11 protein-coding genes are annotated in these 18060 nt (G+C 53.4%); 6 read left to right on the top strand and 5 right to left on the bottom strand.

What is annotated here, in order from left to right:
• Positions 1–34 precede the first annotated feature (34 nt).
• On the top strand, positions 35–757 hold the full coding sequence (locus tag J0L72_01890) for a class I SAM-dependent methyltransferase (GenBank protein ID MBN8689524.1): 723 nt from the start codon (positions 35–37) through the stop codon (positions 755–757).
• Here J0L72_01890 and J0L72_01885 read toward each other — a convergent pair.
• On the bottom strand, positions 754–5994 hold the full coding sequence (locus J0L72_01885) for a hypothetical protein (protein MBN8689523.1): 5241 nt from the start codon (positions 5992–5994) through the stop codon (positions 754–756). The two genes, J0L72_01890 and J0L72_01885, sit on opposite strands and share 4 nt — an antisense overlap.
• A gap of 555 nt (positions 5995–6549) precedes the next feature.
• Between J0L72_01885 and murJ the strand changes: the two genes are divergently transcribed.
• Positions 6550–8142 (top strand): murein biosynthesis integral membrane protein MurJ, encoded by a 1593-nt coding sequence (gene murJ, locus J0L72_01880; protein MBN8689522.1) that lies wholly within the window; start codon positions 6550–6552, stop codon positions 8140–8142.
• Positions 8143–8200: 58 nt separating this feature from the next.
• Entirely contained in the window at positions 8201–9379 is a 1179-nt protein-coding gene (locus J0L72_01875; protein ID MBN8689521.1) for an acetyl-CoA C-acetyltransferase, read from the top strand.
• A gap of 51 nt (positions 9380–9430) precedes the next feature.
• Here the strand turns inward: J0L72_01875 and J0L72_01870 are convergent, their stop codons facing one another.
• Positions 9431–11305 carry a threonine--tRNA ligase gene (locus tag J0L72_01870; protein MBN8689520.1) on the bottom strand — a complete coding sequence of 625 codons (1875 nt, stop codon included), beginning with the start codon at positions 11303–11305 and terminating at the stop codon, positions 9431–9433.
• Between the two features lie 90 nt (positions 11306–11395).
• On the opposite strand from J0L72_01870, the gene J0L72_01865 reads away from it, so the two are divergent.
• Entirely contained in the window at positions 11396–12121 is a 726-nt protein-coding gene (locus J0L72_01865; GenBank protein ID MBN8689519.1) for a hypothetical protein, read from the top strand.
• Here J0L72_01865 and J0L72_01860 read toward each other — a convergent pair.
• Genes J0L72_01860 through pyk form a run of 3 tightly spaced genes read right to left on the bottom strand, consistent with a single transcriptional unit; the run spans position 12105 to position 14468 of the window.
• A complete protein-coding gene (locus tag J0L72_01860) occupies positions 12105–12791 on the bottom strand; it encodes a hypothetical protein (protein MBN8689518.1) in 687 nt (228 codons plus the stop codon). The genes J0L72_01865 and J0L72_01860 overlap by 17 nt on opposite strands.
• Entirely contained in the window at positions 12792–13052 is a 261-nt protein-coding gene (locus tag J0L72_01855) for a hypothetical protein (GenBank protein MBN8689517.1), read from the bottom strand.
• 15 nt (positions 13053–13067) lie between these two features.
• Positions 13068–14468 (bottom strand): pyruvate kinase, encoded by a 1401-nt coding sequence (pyk, locus tag J0L72_01850; GenBank protein MBN8689516.1) that lies wholly within the window; start codon positions 14466–14468, stop codon positions 13068–13070.
• Positions 14469–14551: 83 nt separating this feature from the next.
• On the opposite strand from pyk, the gene J0L72_01845 reads away from it, so the two are divergent.
• Together J0L72_01845 and J0L72_01840 are read left to right on the top strand one after the other, a co-directional pair.
• Positions 14552–15982, top strand: a complete 1431-nt coding sequence (locus tag J0L72_01845; protein ID MBN8689515.1) for a glycogen synthase — start codon at positions 14552–14554, stop codon at positions 15980–15982.
• Between the two features lie 108 nt (positions 15983–16090).
• The gene (locus J0L72_01840; GenBank protein MBN8689514.1) at positions 16091–18052 is read left to right on the top strand and encodes a 2-oxoisovalerate dehydrogenase; all 1962 of its coding nucleotides are present in this window, start codon (positions 16091–16093) and stop codon (positions 18050–18052) included.
• Positions 18053–18060 lie beyond the last annotated feature (8 nt).

The raw sequence follows: 18060 nt of genomic DNA, 5'->3' as shown, positions 1-18060 counted from the left end.
CAGACGTTTTCCACCATCTTGGTACCATGTGGCAATGGCCAACCCAAACGACCCGATGTGGAACGATTCCGCCGAAGCATGGATCAGATTTGTTGATGCCGGCGACGCCAATCGCACGGACATGCTCGATGAGGTCATGATGCGCTTGGTCGAAATGGAACCAGCAGGACCAATCGTCGACGTTGGGTGCGGAGAGGGGCGATTTTGCCGAATGCTCAAGAACGAAGGCCACGAGGTCATCGGCATCGAACCCACGACGGCTTTGCGCGAAATGGCCATTGAACGCGATCCCGAAGGTGAGTACCTTCCTGGCTTCGCGGAGAAGCTGCCACTCGACGATTTTTCAGCGCAGACACTCGTCTACTATGTCACCTGGGTTGACATCGACGATTTGGGTTCCACGATCAAAGAAGCCTATCGCGTTCTTCGGCCCGGCGGAAGGATTGTCGTGAGCAATGTCCACCCGATTTTCACCGCTAGCATCGGCCCGGGATGGATCAAAGATGCTTCCGGAAAGAAGCTCCATGTCGGAATCGCGGACTACCGCACTCAGAGAGGCGTACTTTCAGAATGGTGCGGCATCAAGGTCATCAACCACCACCGAACATTCGATTCGATCTTTTCTACCCTGCTACTCAATGGATTTAGGCTGGAGTACTTTGAAGAACCGAAACCAACTCGGGACTCTCGGCTCGCGGAAGACGAGTCTAGAGTCCCGAATTTTGTGGCGATGATCTGGCGTAAGCCTTGGGCTTAGTCGCCGGACATTCCGAAGTTTTGGACAACCAGGTCGAAGTCGCTGGAGCCAACTTCACCATCACCGTCCAAATCCGTGTTAGGGATGTACGAGCCTTCATTGATTGTCGTGCCAAATCCGGCGACAATGGCGTCGAAGTCGCTGGAGCCGATTTCGTTATCGAGGTCGACATCTCCAGGGACCAGGTTGAAGCTGGCAGTCGCACCACTCGCACCGATCGTAATCGATCGCTTCTGCACCAAAAACCGCTCCGTAAACGCTTCAAGGGTGTAAGTTCCGCGTTGTGGAGTCTGGAACGAGTAGGTCCAAGTCGAGTTCGGGCCAGGAGTCACTGATGTAACTTGGGCAACGGTGGATCCTTGCATTAGCCTTAGCCGGACCAATGGAAGATTGAGCAAGTTCGTCCAACCACTGAGAACGATTTGACCTGAAACCGGAACCAGAGGAGCGGAATTCGTGATCTTGACGATATCAACCTTGTTCGGGAAGTATTCGACCGACCATTCGTTCGCTGGAGGAACGTTGATGAAGATTCCAGACACTCCTCCGTTGGAGTTCATGATCGAATAGCGAGTCCCATTCGGAATGGTCATACCAATCGGAATGTCAACTGCCAAAGTCCCGTTGAGGTTCGCAGTTCCAGAAACGTTGATGGTATCACTCGCATTCGTCGTCGGAGCTTGAATTTCAACTCGGTAAGTGCCGGTGTTAGTCTGGGTGTAGTTGCCAGACACATTCAAGAAGCCAATTGGATTTCCAGGCGAAAGCTCACCGTTATTTGTAATCGAACCGTTCAAAGCTCCGTTACCGGTAATCGCGCCGCCAGTGACATTGAAGCTATTCGCGGCGAGCGATCCATCGACCTGAAGCTGACCACTCAACATGGTGAGAATTCCGTTCAGGGTGTAAGAAGATCCGGCGCCAACTTGGATCAGTCCAGAGTTGCTCAGATTCGAAGTCGTCGATGCGATCGCCCCATCCAAAACCTTGAGCTGACCGTAGTTTGTGTTCATCGACCGGATCAAATTGCCACCCGAAGCGTCCAGAAGCTTGCTGGTGCTGCCGCTCAGTTCTAGAGTCGATCGGTTGATCTTCATCGCCGAGGTGATTCCAGTGAAGGAAAGAGTTCCTCCGTTCTCAGATCGGAATGAACCCGAATTCAACTCATTGGTACCTGCGGTATATCCTGCGAGACCATTGACCCGGAGTGTGCCAAAGGCAGACTTGATTAATCCTGTGTTGGTTATCGAATTTGGATAAAGGTCAGTAAACGCGGAGCCGGCCGTCTTCTCGATGGTCCCCGAATTCAGGATCGTGCCCAGATACCAGTCGGTGTCGCTATCAAACCGGAGCGTGCCCGAGTTAGTGAATGTTCCACCCGTGGCCATCACGAGCCCATTGCTCACGAGTGAAGTCCCAGCAGCGGAGATTTGGCGGCTGAAGGTCTTCGTTCCAGTGCCACTAAAAACAACTCCGCCAGTCACGTTGAGTGGGCCAGAGCCGCTCAATGTCCCAGCGTTGAAGTTGAAGGCATTCGCAACTTGAATTGTGTCGGGACCGGTCAGTAATCCGTTGCTCAGGGTGAGATTGTTGAAATTCCGCGTTGAGCCAGTAGCAAAATTGATCGTCCCAGATCCGGCATGAACAAAATCGAGTGGAAGGTCCGGATTCGAACCGGAAAGGAAGTTGACTGTGCCACCCTGCACGACCAAATTGCCGGTAATCGATGAACCGGATTCGAAGTCAGAGATTCCACTTTCGAACCGGGTCGTACCGTTAGATGTCGTTGCCGAGCCGCTTTGAAAAACTTGGGGTGAATCAAACGACAGCGTTGCGCCGTTTGAGACCAAGAAGTCGCCGCTATGTCCGCCGTAACCGCCAACGATCAAGGTTCCGGTTTGAACATTGACTTGGCCAGAGTTACTGAATTGAGCACCATAGAATCCGCCCGATCCGTTATCCGACGGCATCGCGACGCGAGTTATTGTGTTACCGCCAGCCTTATTGAACGTTCCGAGGTTCTTGAATACCCCTCCGTACCAGCGGATTCCGCCGGTCACAGTGAACGTGCCGGTGCTATTGACGATGGCGGCCGCATCTGCTTCGATGATTCCGTCAGCCCAATTCGAGTTCCCGCCTAGATTGAAACTCGATCCAAATTGCTTCAGATTTGCGCTGATGAAGTTGATTCCGCCCAGGAAATCAAACGGTCCTGCGCCAGCGATTCTGCCTCCGTCAAAAATGATTTGCCCGGTCACTGCTAGTCCGATATTAGAAGTCAACGAAGAGGCCTCTAGAGATACCGAACTGAGCGAAATCGATTGCCCGGTATCCAGCAGCATCCCAGACGTCACCAGTTGAACGTCCGAAGTTGAATCCAAGAAGCTACCGGGGCCAAATGTGAGCGAGGCGACCGTATCTGCACTCAGGTCAGTCGAAACGGTAGTTCCTGACTGGAAAGTGACGGGACCAGTAAAGAATTTGAGCCGTCCGCCACCATAGCTCTGCGATGGCGCAGTGAAAGTCTCTGCCCCTCGCAATGCGATATTAGTATTGTCAGCAGCGAAAAAGTTTCCGCTGTGGGTGCCGCTACCATCGAACTCAATATCTCCACTGTCAGTTCGGACAAATCCGCTGTTCGTGAACCCTGTCAGCGATGAAAAAAGCGTCGTACCCGAAGACGATTGCTTCCAAATCGTTCCAGTGTTGCCTAGCGAGCCACCCTGCCAAGTTTCACTGTTGGTGATATTCAACGTACCGTTGTTGATAAACGCGTTGGTATTGAACACCTCGCCCTGACCCCATGAGCTTGAACCACCAGCAGTGATATCGCGCTTGATGTCTTTGATTCCAGCGGTGTTGAAGGCAATCCCACCGTTGGCGAAGATCGCGCCACCCGGTGCAAATTGACCATTCTTGAACGTCAAAAGGCCGTCCAAAGTCCAGGTCCCAGCTCCAGTCACTGTGCCATCGAATGCCATCTGACCAGTCACGGTCATATTGCTAATGGCATTCAAATTACCGACCGTGCCATCGATCGAACCCACCGTCATCGCTGCGCCAGAATTGAAAAGGATTGACGAGCTGTTGAGGACGATATTCGGGCTGGCGGCGACAGTTGCGCCAGGATTGATGTTGAGCGTCGTGGAGGCGATGTCCACGCTGTTGATCCCGAAGGTGGAGCCAGAGTTGAAGTTGACCGTGCCGAACAAGCTCTTCCACAATCCTGCGCCCTGTAGCTTCGAACCGGATTGGAAATTAGGATTATTCTGGGTCTGGAATGTGGCTCCAGACGAGACATTGAACGTTCCGGTGTGCCCGGTCGCAGGCACTGTTTGCACAAAGAGAGTTCCTTCGAAAATGTTGACGATGCCCAGGTTTCGGAAACCGGATCCGCCTCTGAGAGTGGAGGTCGTGCCAGGCCCTTGCTTTACCAATGAGCCGTTGTTGGTGAAGTTACATTCGGCCCAATCTCCAGTGCCGTTGAACGTCATCGTTCCGTTCTGAGCGAACGATCCTTGATAAGCGTTGACGTTGGTTGTTCCCCACGTTGAGCTGCCCTGAGCGATCATCGGCCGCTGAATGTAGCGGGTGCCCGTACCGCTGATTACAACTCCACCAGCCGCCGTCAGAGTGCCGGTGCCGGTCAGCGATCCGCCAGCAAATTGGAATTGCCCGGTGACCGTAAAGTTGCCCGATCCGGTCAGCGTGCCACCCTGCAAAGTTACGGTGCCGAACTGTGAATTCGTATTAAAGGTACTCGTGCCACCGTTCGCGGTCACAGTGTAATTCGACCCCGAGACAGTAGCTCCACTGTTGACCAAAACCGTCGCGCCATCGGATGTGAGCTGAGCACTGGTGCCAATCGACGAGCCGGAATCAAAGGTCATCGAGCCCCAAATCGAGTTGAGCTTGCCATTGACCAGAGATCCTGTTCGGAAGTTCAGCGCGCCGGCATCGTTATAGGTGGTTCCAGCACCAGCCAAAGATGATCCTGAAGTGAAATCGTTTGTCCCGGTGAACCGAAGTTGCCCCGCCGAACCGACCGTAAAGTCACCGGCGTGAGATGCGGCAGCAGCGCTGTTATTGATGCGCATGATGCCGTTGGTCACGTTCCAAACGCCATGGTTAGTGGCTGACATCCGGGTTGAGCCTGTACTCGACTTATTGACGGTTCCGAGCGCCGTGTTTTGGAACACGCTCGTTCCGGACCAATCCGCGCCATCAAGCGAATTCGTGATCGAAAAAACGCCGCTGTTTCGGAACAGCGCTCCGCCTGCACCGACAATGTTGCTCGATTCCCAGCTGGAGTTTGAGCTGGCGTCAATCGACTTTCCAATCGTCAGACCCGTGGTGGGATTGATCTTCACGCCACCGTTGGCGAGGAATGTTCCTGTGCCAGACAAAGTTCCGTTGGAGAGCGTGACCAGTCCGGAAGCGGTGGTGTTTCCGGTGCCAGTGAATGTTCCACCCGACATGGTGAAGGTACCGAGCGACATATCGGAATTCACCGTGCTCGTTCCACCGCTGGAAGTAATCGCGTAGCTCGAAGGGGTCGCAGTCACACCGGAGTTGATGTTGATGGTGCCGCCATCACCGATGATCTTTGCGCCATTTCCGATGGTGGAGCCCGCGGCAAATGTCGTTGTGCCGTAGTAACCGGTGAATCCTGAATAGACGCTCGAACCGTCCCCGAAATTCACAGTGCCAGCGTCATTGACAGCTGTTCCAGCACCCGAGAAATCGCTTCCAGTCGTGAAATCGTTCGTGCCAGTGAACCGAATCGATGCGCCCGATCCAATCACAAATTGTCCGGCATGGCTCGCCGCGGAAACGGTGCTATTGAACCGCATGATCCCGGCGTTCACGTTCCAACTACCGTTGTTCGTGGCGGACATTTTGGTGTTCACCGCGCTGGTTTTGGTAACCACGCCACCCGGCATGTTCACAAAAATCTGATTACCGGTCCACTCAGCATTGTCTGTCGGGCTCGAGATGGTGAACGATCCCCAATTCTGGACCGCGACGCCATTTGTGCCGTAAACCGTCCCTGACTCCCAGCTCGAAGTGCCCGATACCACCAGCGGTCGTTGGATCGACATGTCTGGCGATGGGATGACCCGGATGCCACCATCGGCTGTGATCAATCCGGTGCCACTCAAGGTTCCAGATTGCAGCGTGAATAATCCGTTAATTTGTAACGTGCCCGCACCGGTTAGTGTCGCGCCATTTAGCAAATAAGAGCCAGTGACAACTGAACCAGGATTGTTAAGAGTTAATGTAGAAAGAGTATGTGAAACATTTCCACCTACGAACATTCGGCTAACACTGGATGTTGTATTAATAGTCGTAGGAAAAGGGACTACTGCGCCAGAGATTGAAAAGGGTGTGTAATTGACATATACGTCAAGAAGTGGCGCGGATCCTGGAATGAGCCCAGCCGTCCAATTTGAACCTGAACTCCAGTTCCCGCCAGCAGGATTCGAAAAGATAAACTGTGCGCTTGCCGGAGACCATAAGATGGTTCCAGCAGCTAGAAGCCCAAAAGTACGAAGACTTTTTCGGGGAGAAGAGTTGCGCATAAAAACAAATCAGATAGAAGACGACAGCCAATAAATACTGGCAATTGCAATGTCAAAGACTCTACACCAAAAATACTTATTCTCGCCCAGTAAATTTACCAGTATAAAAGTTCGACGATGTAAGATTGGCGCAATTTCTTATGCCTTGTTGTCGGGATTGTGGTTGCTCGCACAATTATTGGGTTCCGTGGTACCGTAACAAAACGATTCATGACCGAGGCGACTGTCCAAAACGATTCTTCACCAAAACCTAACGTTGGGCGCGCCAGCACCATCATGGGCCTGAGCTTGTTCCTGAGCCGAGTGCTCGGAATTCTGCGCGATGTGATCATGGGCGCGCAGTTCGGCAGAAACGCCACCACTGACGCCTACACCTTGGCGTTCATGATTCCCGACCTGTTGTTCTTTCTCATTGCCGGCGGAGCATTGAGTTCAGCTTTCATTCCGGTTTTCAGCGAATATCTCCACACTGATCGGCGCAAGGAGGCTTGGCACATTTTCAGCTCAGTGGCGACGATCATGAGCACGGCTTTGATTGCGCTAATTCTGCTCGTCTTCGCGTTCACCCCTCAGCTCATCAGCGCGATCATCGACCACAAGCAAGAAGCGAATTACGCCCTGATCGCCCAAATCAGCCGAATACTCTTACCTGCCCAATACGCCTTCTTCATCGGCGGATTGATGGTAGGCACACTATACGCGCACCAGCGTTTTTCGATCCCAGGTTTAGGTCCGAACATCTACAACATCGGCATCATTTTTGGCGCAATCGTCATCTCGCACTTTGTCCATCCAGGCATCATGGGTATGGCGATCGGTGCAGTATCTGGCGCATTTCTCGGCAATCTGATCATCCCGTTTTTTGCGATGCGCAAACTTGGCGGAGAAATCAAGGTCAAGTTCGATTTCCAACACCCTGGAGTGAAAAAGGTGTTTGTGCTTATGGCACCAGTGATCTTCGGGCTATCACTTCCAGGCGTCTTTCCGATCATTATGCGCTCTCTGGCAAGCCGGTACCCCGATGGCATCATCACTTCCATCGATTTTGCCAACAAGCTAATGCAGGCACCGCTAGGCATTTTTGGACAATCATTCGCCATTGCCATCTTCCCCGCGCTTGCCCAGTTTTACGCTCAAAAGCGGATGGACTTGTTCCGCAGCCAAGTCGAAAAGTCGATTCGCACGGTGCTGTTTATCACCATCCCGCTCGCCGTTTTCATGGCCATCGCAGCTCCAGACATCAGTGGTGTTTTGTACAGCTGGGGCAAATCAAAGACGTCGAGTCAAGAAGGGATCGTAGTCTCTCTGCAGTTGTTCTGCCTCGGAATTCCGGCTTGGTGTCTCCACCCGATTCTGATGCGCGGCTACTTTAGCATTCAACAAACGCTCAAACCAGTGATCGTCGGAACTGTCACCACGGGCGTGTTTGTCCTTCTTTGCTCTCTTCTCCAAGCTAGCCCACTTCAATGGCGCGGCCTCTCGCTTGCATCGAGCCTGGCAGCAATCATGATGTGCATCTATATGCTGTTCAGTTTGAGCAAGGACGTCGGCGGGCTCGATTTGAAATCCATCGCGAAGGGACTCGATGGCACCGCGATTGCCACACTTGGCCTGACGATTGCGGCGCTGATTCCAGCTTTCCTCGTCCCAACCGGCAATGTCTTGCTTTCTGTTCTTCGCCTCGCGCTCATCGCTGGGTTTGGATCTGTTGCGTTCACGGTCATCGCTCGAAAGCAAAAACTCGAAGAGATTACGGTCATCGACCGGGCAATGAACAAGGTTCAAAAACTGTTACCGAAATAAACCCGGCGGGTATCCTCTTTCTCGTATCACCTTGCCAAAGGCGGCAAGGAACTAAGCTATGAAAGATGTTGTGATTCTCTCCGGTGTGCGCACCCCGATTGGCTCCTTCCAAGGCGCCCTCGCCAATTTCTCTGGTCCTCAATTAGGATCGTTCGCGATCAAAGCCGCGCTTGAAAAAGCTGGCGTGTCAGGCGACCAAGTTGACGAGGTGCTCATGGGATGCGTGTTGACAGGAGGACTCGGACAAGCTCCAGCCCGCCAAGCAGCACTCGGTGCTGGAGTTCCAAACGGTGTTCCTTGCACGACCATCAACAAGGTCTGCGGCTCGGGAATGAAGGCTGCCATGATGGCGGCCCAGGCGATCAAACTCGGCGACGCAAACGTCGTGCTGGCTGGTGGATTTGAAAGCATGTCCAACGCACCGTACATCCTAGAAAAGGCGCGAACCGGATACCGGATGGGCAACGGCACACTCATCGACATGATGATCCACGACGGACTTTGGGATCCTTATCACAACGTCCACATGGGGAACTGCGGTGACAAGACTTCGGCAGAATTCAACTTCAGCCGCGAGCAACTCGATGCCTTCGCCGCGGAGTCATACAACCGAGCACTTGCCGCACAAACCGCCGGCAAGTTCAATGACGAAATTGTTCCTGTCGCGGTGCCACAACGAAAGGGCGATCCAGTCATGGTCTCGTCAGACGAAGAACCCGGTCGCGGAAATGTCGCCAAGCTTCCTGAACTTCGGCCCGCCTTCGGCAAAGAAGGAGTGACTACCGCTGGCAATGCCAGTTCCATCAACGATGGTGGTGCGGCGATGGTGCTCGCCAGTGATGAGTTCGCTTCAAGCAACGGTCTCAAACCTCTCGGTCGAATCGTCGCCTACGCACAGCACGCTCAAGAACCAGAATGGTTCACCACTGCGCCTGCATTTGCTGTTCAAAAACTCCTGAGCAAGGCTGGACTGAGCGTGGATCAGATCGACCTCTTTGAAGTGAACGAAGCTTTCTCTGTGGTCGCGATGATCGTAGCCCAAAAGGTTGGAATTCCGGCCGAGAAACTCAATGTGAATGGTGGCGCCGTGGCCATCGGACACCCAATCGGAATGACCGGCGCACGGCTTATTCTAACCGCGCTTCACGAACTAAAGCGACGCGGTGGCAAGTACGCGATCTGCTCGCCTTGTATCGGCGGTGGCGAAGCCACAGCCATCTTGATCGAAGCGTTCTAAACGGTCCTGCCAGACGCAATTTGGCCCCGAATCATCGGGGCCAATTTGTTTTTAGCCGTGTGCTTCTTCGATCAGCTTGCAGAAATCTGCGATCGACATTGCGCCGAGGTCACCTTTTTCGCGGCATCGAACGCCAACCGTTCCGGCTTCCATATCCCGGTCGCCAACGATCAACATGTACGGAACCTTGTGACGAGTGTTTTCGCGAATCTTCTTGCCAATCGTCTCCCGGCTGTCATCCACCGTAACGCGGTAGGTGTGCTGCAGTTCAGCATTGACAGGCGACCACTCCACCGGACCATCCCAGTTGAAGCCATAAGTTTCGAAGCCTTGGAAGGCCGCGGCAAGCGCCTGAGCATAGCCCACGTGGCGGTCTGCGATTGGAAGAATCGCCACCTGGATCGGCGACAACCAAAGCGGAAATGCACCTGCATACTGCTCCGTCAACAACCCGATCATTCGCTCCAACGATCCAAACGGCGCGCGGTGAATCATCACCGGGCGATGCGGCTTACTATCGTCTCCGATGTATTCCAGATCAAACCGCTCCGGCAAGTTGTAGTCAACCTGAACCGTTCCCATTTGCCAGTCGCGTCCGAGAGCATCTTTGATGATGATGTCGAGCTTTGGACCATAAAATGCGGCGTCGCCAGGCGACAGTTCGTAGTCCAGACCCAGCGTTTGACACGCGTTGATAATCGCTTCGGTCGAAATCGTCCAGTTATCGTCGTGTCCGATGTACTTGTCCGAATTCGGATCCTTCGTACCCACCCGAACCCGGAAATTGGTTAAGCCCAACTTCTTGAGCACGGTCTGGATAATGTTCACGACGCCGATAAACTCGTCTTGCAGTTGATCTGGCCGCACGAAGAGGTGAGCATCGTCCTGGGTGAAACCACGGGCACGAAGAATCCCTGCCACTTCACCGCTCTGCTCGTACCGATAAACCGTGCCAAATTCAGCGTAACGGATTGGCAAATCGCGGTAGCTTCGCATCGTCGAACGATAAATTTCGATGTGGAACGGGCAATTCATCGGCTTCAGAATGAACGTGTCGTCCACTTCTCCCGCCTCATTCTTGTCCTCCATAAACGGGAACATCTTGTCGCGATAGTTGATGATGTGCCCGCTCTTTTCATACAGCTTGATGCTGGCGATGTTCGGCGTGATCACCGGTTCGTAGCCGTTTTCAACCTGCACTCGCTGCAAAAATTCCACCATTGTCTGCCGCAAGGTCGCACCCTTAGGCAACCAAAGGGCGAGTCCGGTTCCGACAACGGGGCTGAACATAAACAGCCCGAGTTCTTTGCCTAGAATTCGGTGGTCGCGCTTCTTCGCCTCTTCGAGCATGTGGAGATGCGCGTCAAGTTCCTCTTGGCTCTCGAACGCAGTGCCATAAATTCGTGTGAGCTGCTTGTTCTTGACGTTCCCACGCCAATACGCACCCGCGATCGACATCAACTTGAAGTGCTTGATTTCCTTGGTCGTTTCGACGTGCGGGCCGCGGCAGAGGTCAAGGAACCGGTGGAGTACACCTTCTCGGTCAGTTCTCTGCTGGTTGTAGAAGCTGATCGTCTCGCCTTCGGGAATTGCATCCAGCAGCTGGAGCTTATATTCAGCGACCGCCTCACCCATTCCAGGAATCGACGAGTCGAGAATCATTTTTCGGGCTTCGTCTCGGCTGACTTCGCTGCGCTCGATCCGCTGGACCATTTTGGCCAGCTCCTTCATCTTCTTTTCGATCGCCGCGAGATCTTCTTCCTTGACCGGCTTTTCGAAGTCAATATCGTAATAAAAGCCGTTTTCGACCGGAGGGCCGATGGAGAGCTTCGCGCCAGGATAGAGTTCCTGAACCGCTTGAGCCATCAAGTGCGCGGCCGAATGCCGCAACCGATATAGATAAGAATCTTCGTATTTCTCTAACATAAGTTGTTCCTCCCTCACCAAGGGATTGAATTGTGCGAACCCTTATTATAGCCGCCGAACACCAATGACTTTAGGTGCGTCAAACATTCCGTGAAGCGATTGAGTATTGGCTTTTTGTTAGCGGTATCTGCCGCATCGTATGGGCTACCGGCCCTTTCGATCGATGACGTATCGCGTTCAATCGCTGAGCTTGGACACGAGCCGACCTATGCGCTCATCCTCACCGGCGTCCAAAAGACACCAAGGTCCGAGAACAATTTTGCGGTCACTTGTTACTTCCGAAGTCAGCAAGGCACCACGCCGCCAAAGGTTGAAATCTACAGCACAATCGACGGTGTTCAAGATCGGATGTGGGTTGCTGACGGTGAAAACTTCAGTCGGTACGATGCCAGGACCAACCGCTACGTTTTGTCGCCATACAAATCGACCGATGAGTTGATGGCTCGGCTTGGCGCGCTGGTCAACGGAAACGCAGCGATGGCCGCTCGGCTCATCCGTGATTCAAACCGGGCTGGAACCTGGACACCTTGGCTACCGACCGGAGACGAGTCCGTAGACCGAAATTCTGTGCTCCTCTCGCTGGGCGACCCTGTCCACACCGTCTATGGGTTCGAATTTGGCTTCCCCGCTCCTCCAGAGCTTCCGATCTTGCGAGCAATTGGTTACGCAGAGACTCGGGGAGCATCTTCGCTTCAATGGCGAATGAAAATTCAGCGCGGGATTCTGCCCGACACAGCCACGTTCAAGTTCAATCCTCCAGCCGGAGCCAAGCCCGTGCCCGGCGGATCTTCGACCAAATCTAGCGAGACTCCGTGACCTTGGTTACGGAGTAGCTCAGCTTCAAATTGACTCGTCCGACCTCGCTTCCTGGGATGAGCACCTTTTTTGCCGTCAAGGTCACCTTCCGAGGCATGCCATTTTGCTGGACGCTGGCCTCGCCGATAGCCGACCAATTCGGATCTTCGAGGCTCTCAAAATAGACCCGAATAACATGAATTCCGTTCTCGTATCGCAGGTACCGAGCGGAGTAGCTGTATGGCATGAACCTACGATCGCTAAACTGCCAGGTCTCGCCAACTTTCACGGGATTGACCGAAATCGGCGATGTGATGAACCTCGAGAGTAGCATCAACGAATCAGCATCGTCTACTGCCGTCGTGTACCTAAACTGCGCGCCATACTTGGTGCGCTTTTCGTCGAAAATCGTCGCGAAGTTCTCGGCTGGAAGTGGACGATTGGCTCCGTCCAACACTTCCTTTTCGAGGGTCACCGAGTGGCGAAAATCCAACCTGCCCTCGGAATCTGAACCCAAAAATTCGGTAATCACGCGATCCGTTTGCACCAAACTGAGGTCATCTTCCCCAGAAAAATCGCGCACCAGTTTTGCCGTACAGGTCCAACCTTTGGTCAGCCGGATTTCAGTAGGAAGGGGCGGAGCGGCGTCGGCTTGAAGGCAGATCGCCATTGAAACGAGGGCAGAGATCATTTAGGGATTCCAAGGAATTTCTTCTGGCTTCTTATAGCCACGCGCACGGGCGACATCTTCTCGGCCAGCGGCGCTTTCCATCTTTGTTTGATTGCGCAAAAGCTCGATTCGTTCCTTTTCAATCGCGCGCATTTCGGCGTTCGCCTTTGATGCACTGGCCCGCTCGTCCTGAAGCTTTTGCCATGGCTTGATGCTCAAACCCACACCAACCAATGCACCGCAAATTGCAAATGCCAGCCCTTTTTTCGTGCTTGAATTCATATTGACAATCCTCGTCTACTTCACCGTCTCAACCATGATCAGGTTGGTATGCCCAGACTTTCCGGCTGGAACACCCGCTGTAATGATAACATGATCTCCAACTTTTAGGAGTCGTTCCTTCAAAAATCCGTCGATTGCGCGCTGAACGACATCGTCCGTGGTCTCAGGGCTCGGCAATCGCATCGTTTGAACGCCCCAGACCACACTCATTTGTCTATAAGTTTCATCGGTCCAAGCTGTACATAAAATTGGCGCCTTAGGCCGGAATTTGCTGACCATGCGCGGGGTGAGTCCACTGCTCGAGGTCGTCACAATCGCTTTAACCTTTAGCGTCGCTGAGAGAGTGACCGCCGCTTCGGCGACTGCGCTAGTGTTGTCTTTCAGCGCCTCGATGCTTTCGAAGTGCTTCTCGTGGTCAAATCCGGCTTCCGCGCTTTCAGCGATTTTGGCCATCGTTTTCACCGCTTCGATTGGGAATTTGCCGCTTGCCGTTTCGCCACTCAGCATCACCGCATCGGTCCCGTCGAGAATGGCGTTCGCTACGTCGGTAGCTTCTGCACGGGTTGGCCGGGCGATCTGGATCATGCTCTCCAGCATTTGGGTCGCGGTGATCACCGGGCGACCTTGCTCGTTACACTTCCGGATGATTTTCTTTTGCACTAGCGGCACATCTTCGATGTCCATCTGCAAGCCCAAATCTCCCCGAGCAACCATGATCACATCGGTGACTTTCAGGATCTCATCGATCTCCTTGACCGCCTGGTGAGTCTCGATCTTCGCGCAAACCTGCACCGAAAAGTCTAATTTTTCTAGAAATCTCTTTAATTCCCGAATATCGCCGGCGCGTCGAACATAGCTCAAGGCGACAAAATCTGCTCCAGCCCGTGCCGCTTCCTGCAAGTCGATCATGTCCTTTTCGGTCATCGCAGGAGTTTCGAACGACTTCCCAACCAGAGTGACACCTTGCTTGCTCTTGATCACTCCAGAGGTTTGCACTTTAACGTCGAACGAATCTCCTCGCTTCACGCCGAGCTTGACTTCAACGTCACCGTCGCCAAACAAGAGCCGATCCCCGGTTGCCATCGCCTCCCAAATCTCTTTCCCACCGACATAGAGGTCTGCGTTTGGATCGACGTGGCTCATGTTTAGGGTTTGGCCTGAGGTCACCTCGATGATGCCGTTCGGCAACGCACCGATCCGAAACTTTGGGCCTTGAAGATCGACGAGGATTCCGACCGGGTTTGTGGATGGGCTCAATTCTCGTAGCCAGCCAATCCACTGATGCCGTGTGTCCCAATCGCCGTGGCTGCAATTGATCCGCGCGACATTCATTCCTGCCGCGATCAACTCAGCAATTTTCTCCCTGGTTGCCGTGGCTGGCCCTAGCGTACACACAATCTTGGTTCGTCTCTTCATCCTGCTTAAATTCCCATACGAGAGACGTTCAATCTAGGCTCAACGCGCCACAACGTTCGAAAAGTGGAATAATCCCCCTGCCCGTGAAGATTCTGTTTGTCTCCGTTGAAGTTGCGCCTTTCGCGAAAGTTGGCGGCCTCGCCGATGTCGCTGGCTCATTGCCAAAAGCTCTGAAGGCTTTGGGGCACGATGTCCGCATCGTGATGCCCGCATACGGAATGGTCGTCGGCTCAGATGACAAGCCAGTGGAGTCATTTACAACTCACGTGAATGTTCACGATTCGTATTCAACAATTGTCTATAAGGACGCGATTGGCGACGTGCCGGTCGTAATGATTAATTGCGATGAGTTCTTCAAACAAACACAAAAGTCGGAAGAACTTTATGCCTACGGAAAAGAAGCCTATCTTTACTTTTCTGCGGCAGTGATCCAACAATGCGAAGCAGAAGGTTGGATTCCCGATGTCGTGCATGCTAACGATTGGCACACCGGTTTTCTTCCAGTCTTCATTCGGGAAAAAGCATCCCAAAAATGGGATAACACTGCGTCAATCTTCACGATCCATAACTTGAAATATCAAGGCGAATTCGACAAAGACACATTGCGTCAGGCTGGATTGCCGGAATCGCTCTTTACGATGGAGAAACTGGAAACATTTGGAGGCGTAAACTTCATCAAATCGGCATGCGTTTACGCCGATAAGGTCAACACCGTTTCTCCAAGTTATGCCGACGAAATCACCACTCCAGAATACGGCGCCGGCCAATGGGGATTGATGGGTGCCATGCGCAAAAGCGGCAAGCTTTCAGGCATTTTGAACGGAATCGATACCGTGTTCTTCAATCCCACCCAAGATCCGGTCATCGCCGCTCCGTTCAATAGCAACGATCTTTCTGGCAAAGCAAAATGTAAAGAAGCGTTACAAACAGAGTTTGGACTTCCTACTGAAACGGGCGCACCGCTCTTAGGCATTGTCAGCCGTCTTAGCGATCAAAAAGGCTTTGACCTAATTATCAAGCAAGCTTATGGAATGTTGGCACTCGGCTGCCAGTTCTTTGCACTCGGAACAGGCGATCCTTGGGCCGCCGAACATCTGCGCCAGCTCCAAGAAGACTGGCCGGACCAAGTCAGGTTCGTTGAGCGATATGATGCTCCGCTAGCCAATAAGATTTATGCAGGTTCGGATATGTTCTTAATGCCGAGCGCGTTTGAGCCTTGTGGTCTGGGTCAAATGATCGCTTGCGCCTATGGTACTGTGCCGATCGTACGACAAACAGGTGGACTCGCCGATTCAATTTTCGATGGCAAAAACGGATTTGTTTTCGAAGAGAAATCCGCAAGAGTTCTACTAGACACCATCCAAAGAGCGCTGTCGGTCTACAAGAGCGGCCCGGAGTGGGAGGCCTTGGTCCAGCGTTGCATGAACACCGACTTCAGCTGGGATAAGAGCGCCAAGTTGTACGTGGAACTTTATATGCAAGCCCTTCAGAGCCGATCGCTGGTCAAAAGTTAAAACAGCGTCAACCGTCGGACTCTGGAGTGCAAAAATGTCGCCTTCCACAACCGGCGAGCGGTACAATAGTGGAAGGTGCTTTTCAACGAAGAAAAGAGGTTCCAAACTATGTCTGTAGCCCCCATCACTAAGCCTGTCACCAAGCTCGATTATCTCCGACTCATGATGCTCTCACGCGAGGGCGACCGCCGCGAAGGCATCCTTCTGCGCCAAAGCAAAGGCTGGTTCGCTGTCAGCGGAATGGGGCACGAGGCACTTTCAGCCATCGAGTCATCACTGGTCGCCGAAGACTGGATCTTCCCTTACTACCGCTCACGAGCGCTGATGCTCGCACGGGGTCTCTCCAACTATGACCTCGCGCTTGCCTACCACGCAAAGAAGGAAAGCAGTAGCGGCGGACGCCAAATGCCAGGCCACTATTCCAGCCGAGCACACAACGTTTTCAGTGTTTGCACACCCACCGGTGGCAGCCTACTTCCTGCCTGCGGAACCGCTTGGGGCATGAAATTGCAAGGCAAAAACCACGTTTGTATCGCGAGCGTCGGTGATGCCGCCAGCCGCCAAGGCGAGTTCTATGAAGCGATTGCCTTCGCGATTCAAGAAAACCTTCCTGTCGTGTTCTTGATCGAGGACAACAAGTACGGGATTTCCACGCCGACCGGTCACTTTATGCCGTTCAATATCGGCGGAATCCTCAGCACGGATCGCGTGGTCAAAGTGGACGCACGAAAGATTGACAACGTGCAAACGGCCGCGGTCGAGGCTATTCAAAAAGCGCGAACCGGTGGTGGACCAACGATTCTCTGGTGCGACCTCGACCGTTTGAGCAGCCACACCAGTTCCGATGACCATCGAGTTTATCGAGATGCCGATGACATCGCCGCAATGGCAGACCGCGACCCGATCAAGCTCCTTAAAGATGAATTGATCGCAGCGGGAGAACTCTCGGAAGAAGCCTTCAACAAGATGGCCGAGGAGTTGGAGATCTTGGTGCGCGAAGACTATGACCGCGCCGAACTCGCCGCTGATCCTCTCGCCGGCGAAGTTATGCTCCACGGCTGGGGCGAGACTCCTTCGCCACAACGCCCACCCATCGACCTAGGCCCGCAAACCATGGTGGATAGCATCAACAAGGTCTTCCACAAGTGCCTTGAAAGCGATCCAAACGTGATCATGTTTGGCGAAGACATTGAGGACCCCAAAGGTGGCGTTTTCAAAATCACTGCTGGCTGTAGCGAGAACTATCCAAAGCAAGTTTTCAACGCGCCGCTCGCAGAGGCGACCATTATGGGTGTTGCCGTCGGAATGGCCGCGTATGGCATGCGCCCTGTGTTCGAATTGCAGTTCATCGACTTCATTTCACCTGGCTGGAACCAAGTCGTCAGCAACATTTCGACTTTGCGCTGGAGATCGTTCGGCGAATGGAAGTGCCCAATGGTGGTTTACGCCCCATACGGTGCCTACTTGCCTGGCGGTTCGCTCTGGCACAGCATGTCCGCTGAAGCCTATCTCGCCCACACTCCAGGACTTAAGGTAGCGATTCCCTCGACTCCTGAAGACGCCGCTGGCCTGTTCTGGACCGCGATGCAAGGCGACGATCCACATTTCATCCTCGTGCCGAAGCACATCTTCCGAAAGCGAGTGGATGTGACCAATGTTCAACCGGTCGAATTCGGCAAGGCACGGACCGTTCGAGAAGGCTCCGATGTCACGATCGTTACTTGGGGCAACACCCTGGAACTCGCCGAAGAAGTTGCCGAGACAAGCGGCTATTCGGTCGAGGTGATTGACCTTCGTTCGATCGTCCCTTGCGATTACGAAGCGATCGCGAAGTCCGTCGAAAAGACCGGACGATTGATAGTTCTGCAGGAAGACACTCGAACCTGCGGTTTCGCGGGGAACGTTGTCGCAGAGTTCGTCAACAACCCAGATTGGTTTGGTCTACTACTAGCCTCGCCACAAGTTGTCAGCCGCGACGATGTTCACATCGGTTACAACCCGATATACGAATACGCCGCGCTTCCTGACATTGCGAGATTGAGAGAAGCTGTCGAAACCGTGATGGCTTAACCCAAAAA

This window comes from Armatimonadota bacterium (assembly GCA_017303935.1).
Classification (GTDB): Bacteria; Armatimonadota; Fimbriimonadia; order Fimbriimonadales; family Fimbriimonadaceae; genus JAFLBD01.
The sequence above is the reverse complement of the archived record's forward strand: the minus strand, read 5'-3'. Positions and strand labels throughout refer to the sequence as shown.